Origin of the sequence: Streptomyces erythrochromogenes, assembly GCF_040684695.1 — a bacterium.
GTDB lineage: Bacteria > Actinomycetota > Actinomycetes > Streptomycetales > Streptomycetaceae > Streptomyces > Streptomyces erythrochromogenes_C.
Genome location: NZ_JBFBGM010000025.1, coordinates 78,254 through 93,232, shown reverse-complemented (window position 1 = coordinate 93,232; position 14,979 = coordinate 78,254). Strand labels below are relative to the sequence as shown.

Below are 14,979 nucleotides of genomic sequence, written 5' to 3'. Positions count from 1 at the left end.
CCTGGCGGGCCGGCCTCCGCCGCGGCCGTCGCAGCGGTCGACGAACCGCCACCCGGCCTCGACCACCTGCTCGAAGTCGAACTGGTTCGCGATGTCTTCGAGATGTGATCATCCTGGCGCAACGGAGCTCGGCCCACCGCGGCAGAAAAATTCGAGGTCGACGAGGCGGCCGGCCAGGGCGGTGCAGGTGGCTTCCTGCCAGGAGGTCTCGCTGGTGCGGCGGTTGAGGTGCGTGGCGACGGTGTCGGTGCCGTCCTGTTCGCCCGGCTGCTGCATGCCGGCGCTGAGGAGAGCCCCCCGAGCCGGGAGACAACCAGGCATGGGGCTGGTATTCGGGCTCCTCGGAGAAGAGCCCACGACTGCTCCCGCCGGACAGCGGGAACTTGACCAGGCTCCGTGCGTGACGAAGGGTTGGGCCCGGTCGGCCCCGAGTGGGTCTCGCCCCACCCACCACTTCGACGGGGGAAGCGTCCTTCCATGCATGCACACAGCGAGCCCGTGTTCGTCCGCCCTGACCCACGCCGCCTTCTGGTGTCTGCTGCCCCCGCAGTACTCCTGGCGCTCACGCAAGGTCTCACCAGCGGCGGCCAGGTGTTGCCGAGGCCGGTCTGGCTTGCCCTCGGGGCCGCGTTCGTTGTCTTTGCGTTCGCCCTGCACTGGCTGCTCGCCGTCTCGGTGGCAGACGGGTACGTCGCCGTGCGCCGGGGCCTCACTCCGAGGCGGCTACCGCTGGGCGACCTCGACAGCGTCGAGGTGCAGGAGGCGGGGGGCCTCGGGTATGTGATCCGCTGCCGTCAGGCCGGCGAACCGGAGCTCAAGATCCCCCTGATCATGATGCGGCAGAGCGACCAACGTCGGGTGATCGAGGCCCTCCGCGCTGCGGTCCGGCCGGGTGTTCTACGGGGCGGCGCCGTCTTGCGGGCCGCCGCCAAGATGCCTTGAACCACCTGCGCAACAGGCGGGCTACGGGTGGGCCGGTCCTCCGGTGCTCACTACGCGAGCCAGAGCGAGCTGCGCCGATGACGTACGGACAGTACGTCCACGGTGTCGGCGGCATCGTGTCCCTGTCCATCAGCATGGGAACGCACCAGCCTCAGGAGCGTGTCCCCGTGTCACGGTGAGGCCTCGGCCAGCCATCGCTGCGCCGCGGTTGCGCAGGGAGGTGCACAGCGACTCCCGGGCGGCGAGGGCTTCCGCGCCTGCGCCGAGCGTTGCTGCCAGATCCGGTCCGGACGACACCGTCCGGTCGCCGAGGTGACAGCTGTGCTCCTGCCGGAGACGGCCGGCTCGAAAACCGCTACGGGGGTCCTGGCGGAAGCGCATAGGGTGCGCGCACCGCGGCGGGGGAGTTGTAGCGCAGAGGTCGACGTGCCCTCTTGCTCAGAGGGAGGACGCCGGTTCGATTCCGGCCACTCCCCCGTCGTGCGTTACCCGCGACAGGGTGGGCGCAGAGGCCAACATGCTCGCCATGACCAAGGCCATGCCCGAGGACGAGGCGAGCCGGGCCCGCAAGGAGATGACGGGCCACTGGATGCGCGCGGAGAACTCGGCCCCTTCCATGAAGGGGCCGACCGCTCTGGGAAAGCGATGCCAGCGACCGGGCGGTACCGGCGACGTATGACGGCAGCAGGGTCCTGCCCGCGGTCGACAGCGTCACGAGGGCCGGGAGCGGCCCGTACGGCGGCGGCTCCAGCGCGATCGCCAACGCCCGCGCGGCGGCCGCCCTCGTACACGGGCGCGCCCGGCGCCGGTCAGCCCGTCGGTGCGTCGATGTCCTCGCACGCGCTGTTGGCGGCTGTCTCGGGCGGGGTGGCGATCGCCTTCTGCCAGTGCTCCCGCTCTCCCGCCAGGCCCCGCTCGGCCGGCTCGGCGTACCAGGCCCACGCCTCACTGCCCGCGGCGCCCGTGGTCGATCCGGACTGCACCGCGATCACGTACTGGCGGCCGGGCTCCAGGACCGCGTAGCGGTCCGGGTCCTCCGTCGTGTACCGGCCGGGGGCTCCACCGTTCTTCACTCCCTGCGTCACGTCCAGGACGTCGCCGAACTCGCCCTTGAGGGTGTGCAGGGTCTTCACCCGGGTCGTCAGGTAGGCGCTGCCGCCGTCCTCCCGGTAGCGGGTGTTCTCGACGGCCTCGACGACGGCCACGGCCTGGGACCGGGCCGCGACGACGTCGTCCCGGCCGAGGTCCGGTCCGCACACCGCGTGCGTGGTGCTCCCGGTGTCCTGGGCGATGGTGAACCAGGCGGCTCCCGCCGCGGCGACGGCCGCGACGAGGCAGCCGCCGACCCACACTTTCACGCTCATGATCAGCCCCACAGCTTCTTCAGGTTGGCCTTGTCGACATCGGTCGGGGCATCGGGGTACTGGGCGACGTCCGGCCACATCACCGACGAGACGGCGCTCTTGCCACTGCCCGACTTGTGGCACAGACCCAGCGCATGCCCGAGCTCGTGGGCCGCGACCATCCGGCGGGTGGCCGGATCGTAGGTGTCCATGCGCGCCTTGTTGAAGCGGATCAGGTCGGTCGCCGCCGGGCCCGGCCGTCGGGACCAGACCCCTGCCGCTGAACTGCGGGGGTCGGAGAAGTCCTCGTAGTTCAGGTCGTTGACGGTCGTCGCCGCATCCGGCGCGATCCGGATCCTCGCGCCCGGGTACGACCAGGCCCGGTTGGCGTGGGCGTACTCGGCGCGGTACTTCGTGCTCGCCGTCCACCGGATCTCACCGTCATCGACCGAACTGTCCTCGCGCGTCTCGGTCGCGTCACTCCCCGACTTCGCGATGCACGGCGCCGCCACCGCTGCATGCGCCGGAGCCGGTGCGAGAAGCAGCACTGCGGCGAAAACCGCCGGGCCGACCAAGAAGTTGCGCATCCCATCAACGGTAGGGCAGCCCCCGTCGAGCAAGATCGTTTCAGCGCCACGACCAGCCACCCGAACATCTCTGCGCAGAGCGTTATCGTCAGCAAGACGACCATGGGTTGGAGTCAGGGGGACCACAGCCGTGACAGCCATGCGCGACATGCACGACATGCTGCTCAGCGGCGTCCCCGCCGGGGAGCGGGAGAACCAGGTCCGGCGCGGGGGCGAGGGCCCCGATCCCCGCGAGCAACTGCGTCGCTTCGTCACATGGGACAAACGCTGGTCGAACGCCGGCTCCGCGGTGCACCCCCGGCGCTTTGTCCGAGCCGGGGAGAGTAGATGATCGGCTCATGCCCATGAGCCGAGGTGCCTTCGACGACGTTCCTTTGACCACGCTCTTCCCTTTCCTGTCGCCTGCCGACGTGGAAGTCCTGAGGCATGCGGCCCGCGCAGTCGATGCGGCTCGCGTCGACGGGGACGGAGACGGGGAAGGGGAAGGGGCGAAGTGGGAATGGGCACTGCAACACGCGGTCTTCCCGCGTACGCAGCAGGGGACGCCGCTCATCCTCGGCCTGGATGTCATTGAGCGGGCGGATATGGGCGATCAGCTGGAGTTCCAGCTCTGGGTGGTGTGGACAGGCCTGGCTCAGCTCGCAGTCGAGGCGGCGGTAACCGTCGCCTGCTGGTGCGACACCGATCACGCCACTCATGACGTCGACGCGCTCAGGCTGGTCGTCGGCGAGGAGAACTCGCTGGCCGGCGCCTTCCAAGCAGGTACTGAGCGTCTGATGGGGTGGCTGGCCGACCCTGGCGACGCGGACTACTGGCGGGCCCGAGCCGGACTGTCCGCCCGTCGGCCCCGCTAGGACCTGTCTGGCCGATCTTGAAACTCCACAAGCGGGGACGCCGGCCCCGCCACCACAGCAGCCCGGTAGCTCTCATCCACCAGGCGAACGAACACACGGTCACGGCGATCACCAGCCTCCATGGTGCGGCGCCACCCCGACCCTTCGCGTTCCCACTGTTCCCGCGCGATCTCCCCGCGGAAGTGCCCGTCAAGTTTCACCGCGAGCTTCTCGACGGACAGATGGCCGATGCGGAAGCGCTGCAACAGCTCTCCGAGAGCGAGAGACGTGATCAGGTGCTGCTGATGCCGCTTCAAGGTCACCGGCGCAACCGGCGGTGACCATGCCTGGAGTAGATTCGGGTCGCTCAGTGCGAGTGCCGCGAGCTGGAGATGGCTGTCCCTGATGGCCTGCTCGCTGTTCGTGCGTGCCTGCCGGACCTGGTAGAGGAGCGAGAGAGCCACACCGGCCAATGCGATGGCTGAGAGCACGACGGACACGGCCCCGTACGTCTGGCTGATGTCACTGAGCTTTCCCCAGTCAGTGCTCGCCGGCGCCACAGCGGCCAGTACGAACGGCGTGGAAACGATCAACCCCAGCAGTCCGAGTCCGAGCAGGCCGTACGCGAAGGCCGTCAGTGCCCATGTCGTGCGCTGCGTCCTGCCGCTTCCAGTCGTCACATGTCCCCCCGAAACGCCGACTGCCGGTTCGCTGAACAGAATGAAGCCGGCGTTGACGCCCGGCAAGAGGCACTCAATCCGGCCCCCACTTGATCGGCCGGACAGGTCCTAGTACTCCAGTGCGACTTCGCGATCACGTCGGTCTCACGGTCTACTCTGGCTGGCCATGGGCTACGACGTGCACATCACGCGGAGTGAGAACTGGTGGGATGAAGATGGTCAGGACATCAACACGGCGGAATGGGAAGCGGTGGTCGCTGCCCATCCCGGCCTCGTGATGGTTCCGATGTGGTGGAACGCCGGGCGGATCGTGTCCAAGAACCCGAGCGATGCGGTGATCGCGACGATGTGCCAGGTGGCGAAGGTCCTGGAGGCGAGGGTTCAGGGCGACGACGGCGAGTACTACGACGCCTGACAGGTACGGCCACCGCGAGATGATCAAGGGTTGTGTGGACTCTCGAAGATCATGCGGTGACCGCGGGCCATGTCCGTCCCGGGCCGATGCAGCGGCTGCCGCGGAGTGCGCGCTGGGACGCGGGCGCGGTGCGTGACGAGGTCCGCCGCTACGTCGTGGACCGTCTCGGCACCGATGGCGGCGTTTTGATCGTGGACGAGACCAGCTTCCTGAAGAAGGGCCGCGATTCGGCGGGCGTCCAGCGGCAGTACACCGGAACCGCCGGGCGAATCGAGAACAGCCAGGTGGACGTCTGCCTCGCGTACGCCTCCAGCGGGGGAAGGGCGTTGATCATCGACCGTCGGCTCTATCTGCCCGAACACACGTGGCGCCAGGACGCCGAACGGCGCCGCAAGGCCGCGTGCCCGAGGACGTGGTCTTCTCGACCAAGCCCCGTCTCGCCCTTCAGATGATCGCGGCGACCCTGGATGCCGGAGTGCGCACGTTGTGGGTGACCGGCGACGAGGCATACGGCCAGGACCCCGGCCTGCGGGCCGGACTGGAGGCCCGCGAGGCCGGCTACGTGCCGGCCGTCTCCTGCGCGACCAGGGCGCGGATCAATCAGGGCCGAACCCTGGTCCGCGTGGACGAGGTCGCCTCTCGGCTGCCCGTCTCCGCCTGGCACCGGCAGAGTGCCGGTCCCGGGGCGAAGGGCCCGCGCTACTACGACTGGGCCTGGGTACATATCGGCACCGACGACCATCGCCACCTGCTGCTTCGCCGCAATCCCGCCACCGGCGAGCTTGCCTTCTACCTGTGCTGGTCGCCCCGGACCGTGGCGCTGTCCGAGCTCGTGCGCGTCGCCGGCATCCGCTGGTGCATCGAAGAGTGTTTCCAGGCAGCCAAGGGGCAGGTCGGCCTGGACCACTATCAGGTTCGCAACCGGACCGCCTGGCACCGGCACACAACCCTGGCCATGCTCGCCCTCGCGTTCCTGGCCGTGGCAGGCGACAACGCGCGGCCGACCAGACCTGCGCATCCGGACCGTCCCACCCGAAGCGTCGAGCCGGTCGACCTGACCGTCCCGGAGGTCCGCCATGTGATCGGGGCACTGGGCATCGGCACGCCGCAGCCACTACCGGCGGCGACTCTCCGTTAGTCGCACTGGAGTAATAGGAGGCCGGCGGGGCGACGACGGGACTTATATCGGTGGCGCGCACGAGCTCCTCAGGGGCGCAACGGGGCTTCCTCCACGTCCATTGGTCGGCGCGGGCCGGCGGGGTCACGGGCTGACGTCCCAGCGGGTGACCTCGCCGTTCTCTTGCGCTACGTACAGGGTGCCGTCGGGGGCGAAGGCGAGGCCGTGGGGTTCGCAGGCGGGGGTCGGGAGGGGGAACTCCGTGACGGTGCCGTCCGGGGTGACGCGGCCGATGCGGCCCGTGGCCCAGGCCGTGTACCAGCAGGAGCCGTCGGGGGCCACCGTCACGGCGTGCGGGCGGCACTGGGGGTCCGGCAGCGGGATTTCGGTGATTCCTGCGGGGGTCAGGTGTCCGATGCTGCCGGCGGCGATCTCGGCGAACCAGAGGGTGCCGTCCGGGGCGGCGGCGAGGCCGACGGGAGCAGCGCCGGGGGTGGGCAGGGGGTGGAGGGTGGTCTCGCCGGTGACCGTGGTCCGGGCGAGGGCGTTGCCCTGGTTGAGGGTGCACCACAGGGTGTCGCCGGCCGTGGTGGCGAAGGACGGGAAGGAGCCGTCGGGGAGCGCGTGTTCGGTGAGCTCCCCGGACGGGGTGAGGCGGGTGATGGTCGCGCTGTGCAGCGTGGTGAACCAGACCGCGCCGTCAGGGCCGGCGGTGATGCCGTACGGGCCGGGCCCGGAGCCGGGGACGGGGTAGGAGCGGGCTTCGCCGTCGGGGGTGATGCGGCCGATCCGGTGGTCGCGGTTGCGGGTGAACCACAGGGCGCCGTCGGGGCCGGTGGTGATCAGGGTCGGGCCGCAGTCGGGGGAATCCAGGGGGAACTCGTCGATCCGGCCGTCGGGGGTGAGGCGGGCGATGTGGCCGGCGTGGACCAGGGTGCACCAGATGTTTCCGTCGGGGCCGGGGGTGAGGGCGTAGGGGCCGGCACCCGCGGTGGGGAAGGTGTACGTGTGGATCAGGCGGGTCAAGAGGGGGCCTTTCGGGAGGGGGTGGTTCAGGCCGCGGTCGTGGCGGCCTGGGCGGGGGCGCGGAGGGCGAGGCGGTCGCCCTGCCAGCGGGCGCACAGGCGGCGGTCGTGGCTGACGACGGCCACGGCGCCGGGGTAGACGGCCAGGGCCTCGTCGAGTTCCTCTGCCAGCGCGGGTGAGAGGTGGTTGGTCGGCTCGTCCAGGAGGAGGACGTCGGCCGGTTCGGTGATCAGCCGGGCCAGGGCGAGCCGCTGTCGCTGGCCGGCGGAGAGGGTGCCGACCGGGGTGGTGAGCTGTCCGGGGGCGAACAGTCCGAGCGACAAGAGCTGTTCGGTGTGCTCCTCGGGCGTGCCGGGGCGGCCCGCGGCGAAGGCCGCGAGGAGCGGGCGGTGGGCCGGTCCCGGGTGGTTGTGCTGGGTCAGCAGTCCGGTACGGGCGTGGCGGACGACGCGACCCCGGTCGGGGGTGACGGTGCCAGCCAGGACGCCGAGCAGGGTGCTCTTGCCGGCGCCGTTCGGGCCGGTGATCAGGAGACGGCCGCCGGCCGGCAGGGAAATGTCCACCGGTGCCAGGCGGCCTGCCAGTGACACTCCCTCCGCCGTGAGGGCGGGGCCGCGGGTGGCACCAACGGTGGCATTGGCGGTGCCGCTGGCGTTGGCGGTGCCGCTGGCGGTGGTGCGCGGGACGGCGGTGAGGCGGAGCGGTTCGGCCGGTGCGGGGACCGGGTGGGCCAGCAGGCGGGCGAGACGTTCCTCGGCGTTGCGGACCCGGCCGGCCAGGGACTGCTGGACCCGGCCGGCCGCGCGGTCGTACGCCATCTTGTTGCCGTCCTTCATGGCCCGGCCGGGAGCCACTCTGCGGGCGGTGACGGCGGCGGACTGCCGCAGCCGGTCGGTCTCTTCGCGCCAAGCGGTGTGGGCCTGGGATCGGCGCCGGTGTTCGGCGGCGCGGCCGGCGAGGTAGCCGGCGTAGCCGTTGCCGTAGCGGACGGTGCGGTGCAGGTCGCCGTCGACTTCCAGGAGGGCGGTGGTGGTGCGTTCGAGGAACCGGCGGTCGTGGGAGACGGCGACGGTGATGCCGCGGCGGGTGCGGAGGTGCTCCTCCAGCCAGGTCAGGGCCGGGTGGTCGAGGTGGTTCGTGGGCTCGTCGAGGAGCAGGATCTCGGGGTCGGAGGCCAGGAGGGCGGCGAGACGCAGGCGGACCTGTTCGCCGCCGGAGAGGCTGCCGACGGTCCGGTCGCGGGGCAGTGCGAGCAGTCCGAGGCCGTGCAGGGCGCGTTCGGTACGGGCGTCGGCGTCGTAGCCGCCGCGCAGTTCGAAGGCGGTGAGGAGGTCGGCGTAGGCGGTGAGGGTCTCGTCCGCGGTGTCGCCGTCGGCCATGCGGGCCTCGGTGCGGCGCATGCGGTCTTCCATGGCGCGGAGTTCGGCGAGGGAGCGGTCGAGGACCTGCTGGACGGTGAGGCGGGCGGGGAGGTGCTCCTCCTGGGCGAGGTGGCCGATGCCGCCTTCGGCGCGGACGGTCACCGTGCCGCTGTCGGGGCGTTCGGCTCCGGCGAGCAGGCGCAGGAGGGTCGACTTGCCGGATCCGTTCTCGCCGACGATGCCGAGGCGGGTTCCGTCGGTGACGGAGCAGTCGACGGAGTCGAGGACGGTGCGGCCCGCGTAGGACTTGCGGAGGTCAGTCGCGGTGAGCTGTGCGGTCATGGAGCGGCTCCGGGGGTTCGGGGGCGAAGAAGAGTGCGGAAGCGGCGGCGTGGTGACGGGTGAGGGTCATCGAAAGCTCCTTATAGCGACTGATGTTGCGTTAAGATCGTTCCATGGATACCGATGAGCAGGCAAGCGAGAATTCCGGCCATGGAGATCATCCGGATTCGGCCGTACCGCGGCGTCGGACGGGCGGGCGCAGCGCCCGGGTCCGGGCCCAGGTGCTGGCCGCGGTGGGCGAGTTGCTCATGGCGGACGGGTACGACGGGCTGACCGTCGAAGCAGTCGCCGAACGGGCGGGCGTGCACCGCACCACCGTCTACCGGCGCTGGCGCGACGTCGGCGGCCTGCTGGCCGACGTGCTCGACGCCGCGTCCGACGACGCGTGGAGCCCGCCCGACACCGGGTCGCTGGAGGGGGACCTCGCCGCGCTCAACCAGGAGGTCTACCAGGCCCTGGCGGGTGGCGGGCCCAGCCTGACCACGGCGCTGATCGCCGCTGGATTCCGCTCGGCCGAGGCGGCGGGGGCCCTGGCCCGCTTCTGGGAGGACCGCTACGCGCGCTGCGCGGTGGTCGTCGCCCGCGCCGCCGGGCGGGGCGAGCTGCCGGGCCCGGCGGACGCCCGCGCGCTGCTCGTCGCGGCGACCGCACCGCTCTACCACGAGCTCCTGCTCCTGCGGACGGCCCCCGACCCGGACCTCCCCCGCCGGGCCGCGGCGGGTGCCGCGGCGGCGGGGCGGACGGGCGCCTACGGCGTCCCGGGGGCATGACGGCGGGCGCGGTCTCCTGACGGAGCCGGGGGCACGCCGGTTGAAGCGGAGCCGAATGCCCCGTGCGGATGGCACCTACCGCCTCTACGCGCTGGACGTGCCGACCGGCAGGGCAACCGACAAGGGTGCGGACGTTGGCGTGCGGCGTCCCCCTCGGCGGGCTGCAGCGGACGTCATGCGGCGAGCCGCCCACGCGAAGGACCGCCCCCCGGGTTCGCGCGGCGCCCGAACACCCCACGAGCGCGTTCGCCGTCTCCCGGTTCGCCGCTGTCGATGACCCGGTCGGGCCGGTGTCCGGCGATGGTCCACTCGGCGCCGTCGGGCTCGTACGACAACGTCCCCCACCGCCGCGTCGGGCCGCATCGGGTCCCCCGATCATCCGCTCCGCCAACGGAACCAATTGCCAAAGGCATATGCGCGTTGTGCCGGGTTCCGGTGCTGCGGTCCCCTACCGTGGCGTGCTCGACACAGGCTCGACTTGAGGCGCCCACGTCTTGCCCTCCACGTACCGACCACGAAAGGAGTGAGCGTGAACGCTCGCTTCGGCATGAAGCGGAAAGTCGCGCTTGGGGTGACAGCGCTGATCGCGATCGCCGCCGGGGTCGCCCCGGCGGCCGCCCTGACCGGCGGAGGTCCGGGAAGCCCGCACCACTGGGGTGTCATCACCCGCAACACCATCGGCTCTCCCGTCGCTGCGCTGCGGGACGGCCCGTACGGATCATTCGGTGTGACGGGTACCGCCGCGAGGCCGCCCTACGGCCGGGGCAGCCTCGGAATCGAGGTCTCGGACCGCGCCACCTCGCTGACTCCGCCCAGTGAGAAGGCCAGCTTCGGCAACGAGGTCGACTTCTACGGCAAGCCGGTCCTCGGCGCCCAGGGTCTGAACCAGGTCGGCTTCCACGTCTTCCAGACCGGCGAGAACATCTCCTACGGCGGCCCGACGAACATGCCGAACATCACGTTCGAGATCAATCCGAACCTCGCCGCGGCAGCCACCGCCTACTCGTCGCTGGTGTGGCTTCCCCCGGCCTCCCCGGTGACGAACGCCTGGAGCGGCTACCTGGACGCCACCACGACCGGTACGTGGTTCCTGACGGGCAGCGCGGGCACCGCGACCGGCTGCAGCCCGGCGACCCCGTGCCCCTTCCCGCAGCTGAAGACCGCGCTCAACGACGGCGGCACACAGCCGACCCTCTACACCGCCGCGGTGGGCAAGGGCCGCGACAACATGTGGATCGGCGCCGTCGACGGCCTGCGGATCAACGGGACGATCTACGACTTCGAGGCTTCCGGAGTCAGGACGCGTCGCGCCGGCTGAACCCCTGACCGGCAGCGCATCGTCGTCCGCAGCCGCGAGGCCGCGGACGACGATGCGCGCTTCGCGTCACGGCCGCCCCGCAGTGGCGGCCGTCCTCCAGCGGCGTCGTCCGGGTCGGGTCGTAGGGTCGTCCCATCGCGAGGGACCGACAGGGAGGACGAGACCGATGAGGCACACCGCACCCGAGGGATACACGAGCGTTGCACCGTGGGTGGTCACGGATGACACCGGCGCGCTGCTCGACTTCATCACCGCCGCCTTCGACGGCGAGGAGATCGCACGGGTTCCGGTCGAGGACGGCACCATCGGCCATGGGGAGATCCGTGTCGGCGACACGGTGGTGCTGGCTTTCGACCGGCGGTCCGACTGGCCGGTGATGCCCTCGCTGCTGCGGGTCTACGTCCCGGACGCGGACGCCGCCCTGGCCGCCGCTGTGGCGCACGGGGCTCAGTTGGTCACCGAGGCCGCCGACAGTGCGTGGGGGGATCGCGGTGGCCGGGTGCGGGATCCGTTCGGCAACATCTGGTGGGTGGTGAGCCGGGTCGAGGACGTCGCACCGGACCGGGCCTGGGAGCGCATGTCCGAGCCGAAGTACGCCGAGGCGATGCGCATGGCCCAGGAGACGCTGGACATCGCGCTGAGCGGCCGCGATTCAGGGAGGGCGAGCGCCCCGCGGCGCCCGACCCCCTGAGCCTTCCCGGGTTCGTGACCACGCCCACGTCCTGTTCCTGGACGCGGCCTCGGCCCACCGCGGCGGCAGGACGGGTCAGCCGCGGCGGGTGAGGGCCTCCGGAGCACCCGCCGACTGGGCCCCCTCCGACTCCAGAAGCACCCGGTCCGACCCCGTCATGGTCAGGACGTACAGATTGCCCCGCGGGCACTCGAACGTGGCCGCCCGGTCCGTCGGGTGACTGGTCACCGCCGCGAACACCGCCGAGTCCCCGCGGACCTGCCGCAACTCCAGCGCCTCCGTGCAGCCCACGTTCCGCCCCGTCACCAACTCCTTGACGTCGCTGACCTGCCGGCCCACCACCTCGCCCACCGCCGCGGCGTTCAACGTCACCGTGACCGAGAACGCGCCCGCCCGCACCCGAGTCACACCATCCGCATCCGGGGTCCCCGGCCCGACCCCCGACCAGGTCCCCACCCACGACGCGGGCAGCACGCCCGCCCCCGACGCGGAAGCAGAGCCGGAGGGGGAGGCCGGGGCGGAGGCGGTGGGGGTCGTTGCGCCCTTGCCGTCGCCGTCGCCATCGCCGTCACCGTCCATGAGCAGCCGCAGCGGGAACGCGGCCAGGACCGCCAGAACAGCCACCCCGCCCGCCACGGCGAACAGCCGGCCCCGGCCCGGCGCCGACGCCGCCCCCGGCCCCGACACCGCGGGAGCCGTAGAGGGAGGCGACGGAACCGCCGGCGGCCCCGCCGGCGCAGGCAGCACCGAAGGCACAGGCGGGGGCGGCGGGTTCAGGAGGCGGCCCAGTTCGCCCTCGCGCCCGGCGACGTCCTCGGCCAGGGCCGCCGGGACCACGGTCGCCCACTCCCCCACCCCCTGCCCCGCAGCCGCGGCGGCCAGACGCCGGTGCAACTCCGCGGCAGTGGGCCGCAGCGCAGGGTCCTTGGCGAGGCACTCCCCCACCAGGACCGCCAGATCCTCCGGAACCCCGTCCAGCCGGGGCTCGTCATGGACGATCCGGTAGAGCAGGGCCGGCACCTGCAGCTCCTCCCCCGCACCCAGGAACGGGCCGTGCCCCGTCGCCGCGTGGACGAGGACCGCGGCCAGGGAGAACACGTCCGCACCGGCTTCCGCGACCCCGCCGGTGGCCTGCTCCGGAGCCAGATAGCCGGGAGTGCCGACGACCGCGCCGGTCTGGGTGTACCGGGCATCGCGCACCCCGCGCGCGATCCCGAAATCGATCAGGAACGGCCGCTCTCGGCCCAGCAGCACGTTCCCCGGCTTGATGTCACGATGGACCACCCCCGCCGCCTGCACCGTGACCAGCGCAGCGGCCAACTCCCGGCCCAGGCAGTACAGCGCCGGCCCGGGCAGCGGCCCGTGACGGTGGACCCAGTCCGCCAACGACGGCGCGGCCACGTACTCCGTCGCCAGCCACTGCCGCGCGGCCCCCGGCGCACTGAAGTCGACGACCGAGACCGTCCACGCACCCCGCACCCGGTCACTGGTGCGTATCTCCCGGTCGAAACGCTCGGCGAAACCTGGCTGCAGACTCAGATCCCGGTGCACCGTCTTCAATGCCAACGGCCGCCCCGACAGCGTACGGGCCAGGAACACCTCGCCCATCCCGCCCTCGCCCAGACGCCCCAGCAGCCGGTAGCCACCGATCTCCGACGGATCATCGGGCCGCAGCACCTCCACCCACACCACCCGACCCCAACCCTGTTACCACGCCGCCCGCAACGGGCCACCCCGACCAGGCCACCCTAGACGCCCCCACACCCCGCCCGCAGGTGCGGACGCCGCGAAGCGCGGAAACGGAAACGGGCCGGCGCGGCCCGCGTTCCGGGAGTCACGTCCCGGGACGGGCGCCGCACCGGCCCACCTGTCGGCCCGACGGTCAGGGGGCGTCGACGAGTACCCGGCCGTCGGTCGGGACGGTTGCCGCGAGCCCGCCCGCGTACGCGTTCTGCACGCGCGAGCGCTCCGTCGCGTTCGGCACGGCGTTGGTGCAGGCCGTCCCCGCGCTGGACCCGGACATCAGCTGGGAGCACGGTCCCGGCTTGGTGTCCGGCAGGCCCAGGCTGTGGCCCAGCTCGTGCGCGGCGATACGCGTCTTGTCGTACCCCTGGCTCACGGCCTGCGCGCCGAGTTCCACGCGCACCTGCCGCCCCGGACGGACCGGACCGAGGGTGGCCTGCGGCCAGCCCGTCGTCGCCACGATGACGATCTCGGCCCGCACCCCCGGCGCGGCCTCCACCAGCCGCACGTTGCTCACGTTCGCGTTCCAGGAAGCCACACCGGCCGCGATGGCCGCTTCCCAACCGACCGCCCGACTGTCGTCGTAACGGAGTGTCACTACCGCTGCGGTGGCGTCCGGTACGGGCGCGGGTGCCGCGGTCGCGGCGGGTGCCGCCGCGAGGACCAGCGCCGCGGAGGCGGCGCCGACTTTCAGCCAGGTGCCCAGAGACATGGCGGTCTTCCTTCATGCGTGGGGGGACCCGGCCCCTCGGCGGAGCCGGGGCGCTGGAGACGCCGCCACCGCCCGCCTGTGGAGCGCGAGTTCGGCCGGCCACCCTCCAGAGCCCTAAGACCGTAGCCCCGCACCGCACCAAGCCGTCATGCGCATGCCAGCCAAATCCGGCGGGTACTCCGGCCGGTGCCCGGTCAGCGGGCGACACCCACGAGCAGTCCGCGCGGTGGCCCGGCGGCTGCGACCGGCGGCTGCGACCGGCGCCCGTACGTAAGGCCTCACGCAAGGCTTCACGTAGGGCCGCATGGACGGCCGCAGCGTCAGGCCGTGACGCGTTCGTCCGCGAGGAACTCCTCCACGAACTTCCCTGCCCGCCGGTCGAAGTCGGCGTACTGCGCCTCCCGCTCGGCACCCGCGACCGCTTCGCCGACCAGCAGATTGCCCTCGGCGTCGATGCGCTGCGGTCGCTCCTCCGCGTCCAGGAGCAGGCCCACGCTGGAGCGGGAGAAGCCGCAGTAGTAGGCGATGCCGTCGCTCAGATTGGCCTCGAGGGCGGACTGCATCGGCCCCGCGACGGGGTCGTCGGCGGTGGCTCCGGCCAGGGCCAGCCACAGCATGCGCTTGCCCGCCAGGCGGGGCTTGCTGCGGCCGTAGGCGAACCCGTAGTTCCACACGCGGTCGATCCATCCCTTGAGGACGGCGGGCACGCTCTGCCAGTACACCGGGAAGACGGCGACGACGACATCGGCGTCGAGGATCCGCCGCATGTGGGCGAGCGTCTCCTGCGAGTACGGCTTCTCCCGGTCGCCCCAGTCCGGCTGGTCCTCCGCGTTCATCCGCGGGTCGAACCCCTCGGCGTGCAGGTCGAGCAGGTCGATGCGGTATCCGGCGGCCTCCAACCGGGCCGCCGCGCGGCGGGCGGTGTGGGCGGTGAGGGAATCGCTGCGGTGGTGCGCGACGACCACGAGGGCCGTCCTGGCGTCACTGCTGTGCATGGTGTCACTCCTGTGCTGCGGCACGGTGTCTCCCGAGGGCTCGATCGGTGCGGTGAGTCCAGTACAACCGCGGCTCCGTGGATGATCCATGGGAGAAAATCTCC

General features: G+C 71.9%; 16 protein-coding genes, 1 tRNA gene and 1 pseudogene. 9 read left to right on the top strand and 9 right to left on the bottom strand.

What is annotated here, in order from left to right; all coding sequences use genetic code 11:
• Positions 1-108 precede the first annotated feature (108 nt).
• Positions 109-276: a hypothetical protein gene (locus AB0O53_RS29825; RefSeq protein ID WP_350999856.1), complete on the bottom strand. Its 168-nt coding sequence runs from the start codon at positions 274-276 to the stop codon at positions 109-111.
• Positions 277-477: 201 nt separating this feature from the next.
• Between AB0O53_RS29825 and AB0O53_RS29820 the strand changes: the two genes are divergently transcribed.
• The 3 genes from AB0O53_RS29820 to AB0O53_RS29810 all read left to right on the top strand — a co-directional run bounded on the left by AB0O53_RS29820 (position 478) and on the right by AB0O53_RS29810 (position 1,621).
• Positions 478-942, top strand: a complete 465-nt coding sequence (locus tag AB0O53_RS29820; protein WP_350999854.1) for a hypothetical protein — start codon at positions 478-480, stop codon at positions 940-942.
• A gap of 402 nt (positions 943-1,344) precedes the next feature.
• Positions 1,345-1,418, top strand: a tRNA-Ser gene (locus tag AB0O53_RS29815).
• A gap of 50 nt (positions 1,419-1,468) precedes the next feature.
• A complete protein-coding gene (locus tag AB0O53_RS29810) occupies positions 1,469-1,621 on the top strand; it encodes a hypothetical protein (protein ID WP_350999852.1) in 153 nt (50 codons plus the stop codon).
• Between the two features lie 130 nt (positions 1,622-1,751).
• On the opposite strand, the gene AB0O53_RS29805 is transcribed toward AB0O53_RS29810, so the two are convergent.
• Positions 1,752-2,306 carry a hypothetical protein gene (locus tag AB0O53_RS29805; RefSeq protein ID WP_350999850.1) on the bottom strand — a complete coding sequence of 185 codons (555 nt, stop codon included), beginning with the start codon at positions 2,304-2,306 and terminating at the stop codon, positions 1,752-1,754.
• A gap of 2 nt (positions 2,307-2,308) precedes the next feature.
• Complete coding sequence (locus AB0O53_RS29800; protein ID WP_365199767.1) at positions 2,309-2,872, bottom strand: matrixin family metalloprotease; 564 nt, start codon at positions 2,870-2,872, stop codon at positions 2,309-2,311.
• Positions 2,873-3,210: 338 nt separating this feature from the next.
• On the opposite strand from AB0O53_RS29800, the gene AB0O53_RS29795 reads away from it, so the two are divergent.
• Entirely contained in the window at positions 3,211-3,726 is a 516-nt protein-coding gene (locus AB0O53_RS29795) for a hypothetical protein (protein ID WP_350999842.1), read from the top strand.
• On the opposite strand, the gene AB0O53_RS29790 is transcribed toward AB0O53_RS29795, so the two are convergent.
• Positions 3,723-4,451 (bottom strand): DUF6082 family protein, encoded by a 729-nt coding sequence (locus tag AB0O53_RS29790; protein WP_365199764.1) that lies wholly within the window; start codon positions 4,449-4,451, stop codon positions 3,723-3,725. The genes AB0O53_RS29795 and AB0O53_RS29790 overlap by 4 nt on opposite strands.
• A 100-nt stretch (positions 4,452-4,551) precedes the next feature.
• Here AB0O53_RS29790 and AB0O53_RS29785 point away from each other — a divergent pair, with 100 nt between their 5' ends.
• Both AB0O53_RS29785 and AB0O53_RS29780 read left to right on the top strand, forming a co-directional pair.
• Positions 4,552-4,800 carry a hypothetical protein gene (locus AB0O53_RS29785; RefSeq protein WP_350999836.1) on the top strand — a complete coding sequence of 83 codons (249 nt, stop codon included), beginning with the start codon at positions 4,552-4,554 and terminating at the stop codon, positions 4,798-4,800.
• A gap of 86 nt (positions 4,801-4,886) precedes the next feature.
• A pseudogene (locus AB0O53_RS29780) lies at positions 4,887-5,938 on the top strand (IS701 family transposase).
• A 123-nt stretch (positions 5,939-6,061) separates the two neighbouring features.
• On the opposite strand, the gene AB0O53_RS29775 reads toward AB0O53_RS29780, so the two are convergent.
• Together AB0O53_RS29775 and AB0O53_RS29770 are read right to left on the bottom strand one after the other, a co-directional pair.
• Positions 6,062-6,943 carry a Vgb family protein gene (locus AB0O53_RS29775; RefSeq protein WP_365199761.1) on the bottom strand — a complete coding sequence of 294 codons (882 nt, stop codon included), beginning with the start codon at positions 6,941-6,943 and terminating at the stop codon, positions 6,062-6,064.
• 26 nt (positions 6,944-6,969) lie between these two features.
• A complete protein-coding gene (locus AB0O53_RS29770) occupies positions 6,970-8,646 on the bottom strand; it encodes an ABC-F family ATP-binding cassette domain-containing protein (RefSeq protein WP_365199758.1) in 1,677 nt (558 codons plus the stop codon).
• A 113-nt stretch (positions 8,647-8,759) separates the two neighbouring features.
• Between AB0O53_RS29770 and AB0O53_RS29765 the strand changes: the two genes are divergently transcribed.
• The 3 genes from AB0O53_RS29765 (at position 8,760) to AB0O53_RS29755 (ending at position 11,425) form a co-directional block, all read left to right on the top strand.
• Positions 8,760-9,416 (top strand): TetR/AcrR family transcriptional regulator, encoded by a 657-nt coding sequence (locus AB0O53_RS29765; protein WP_365199755.1) that lies wholly within the window; start codon positions 8,760-8,762, stop codon positions 9,414-9,416.
• A gap of 529 nt (positions 9,417-9,945) precedes the next feature.
• Entirely contained in the window at positions 9,946-10,734 is a 789-nt protein-coding gene (locus tag AB0O53_RS29760; protein WP_350999825.1) for a hypothetical protein, read from the top strand.
• Between the two features lie 166 nt (positions 10,735-10,900).
• Complete coding sequence (locus AB0O53_RS29755; RefSeq protein ID WP_365199752.1) at positions 10,901-11,425, top strand: VOC family protein; 525 nt, start codon at positions 10,901-10,903, stop codon at positions 11,423-11,425.
• A gap of 75 nt (positions 11,426-11,500) precedes the next feature.
• Here AB0O53_RS29755 and AB0O53_RS29750 read toward each other — a convergent pair whose 3' ends face one another.
• From AB0O53_RS29750 to AB0O53_RS29740, 3 genes are all read right to left on the bottom strand, one after another.
• Entirely contained in the window at positions 11,501-13,117 is a 1,617-nt protein-coding gene (locus AB0O53_RS29750) for a protein kinase domain-containing protein (protein ID WP_365199749.1), read from the bottom strand.
• 190 nt (positions 13,118-13,307) lie between these two features.
• On the bottom strand, positions 13,308-13,880 hold the full coding sequence (locus tag AB0O53_RS29745; RefSeq protein ID WP_350999818.1) for a snapalysin family zinc-dependent metalloprotease: 573 nt from the start codon (positions 13,878-13,880) through the stop codon (positions 13,308-13,310).
• Positions 13,881-14,200: 320 nt separating this feature from the next.
• On the bottom strand, positions 14,201-14,875 hold the full coding sequence (locus tag AB0O53_RS29740; protein WP_365199746.1) for an NAD(P)H oxidoreductase: 675 nt from the start codon (positions 14,873-14,875) through the stop codon (positions 14,201-14,203).
• Positions 14,876-14,979: the final 104 nt, after the last annotated feature.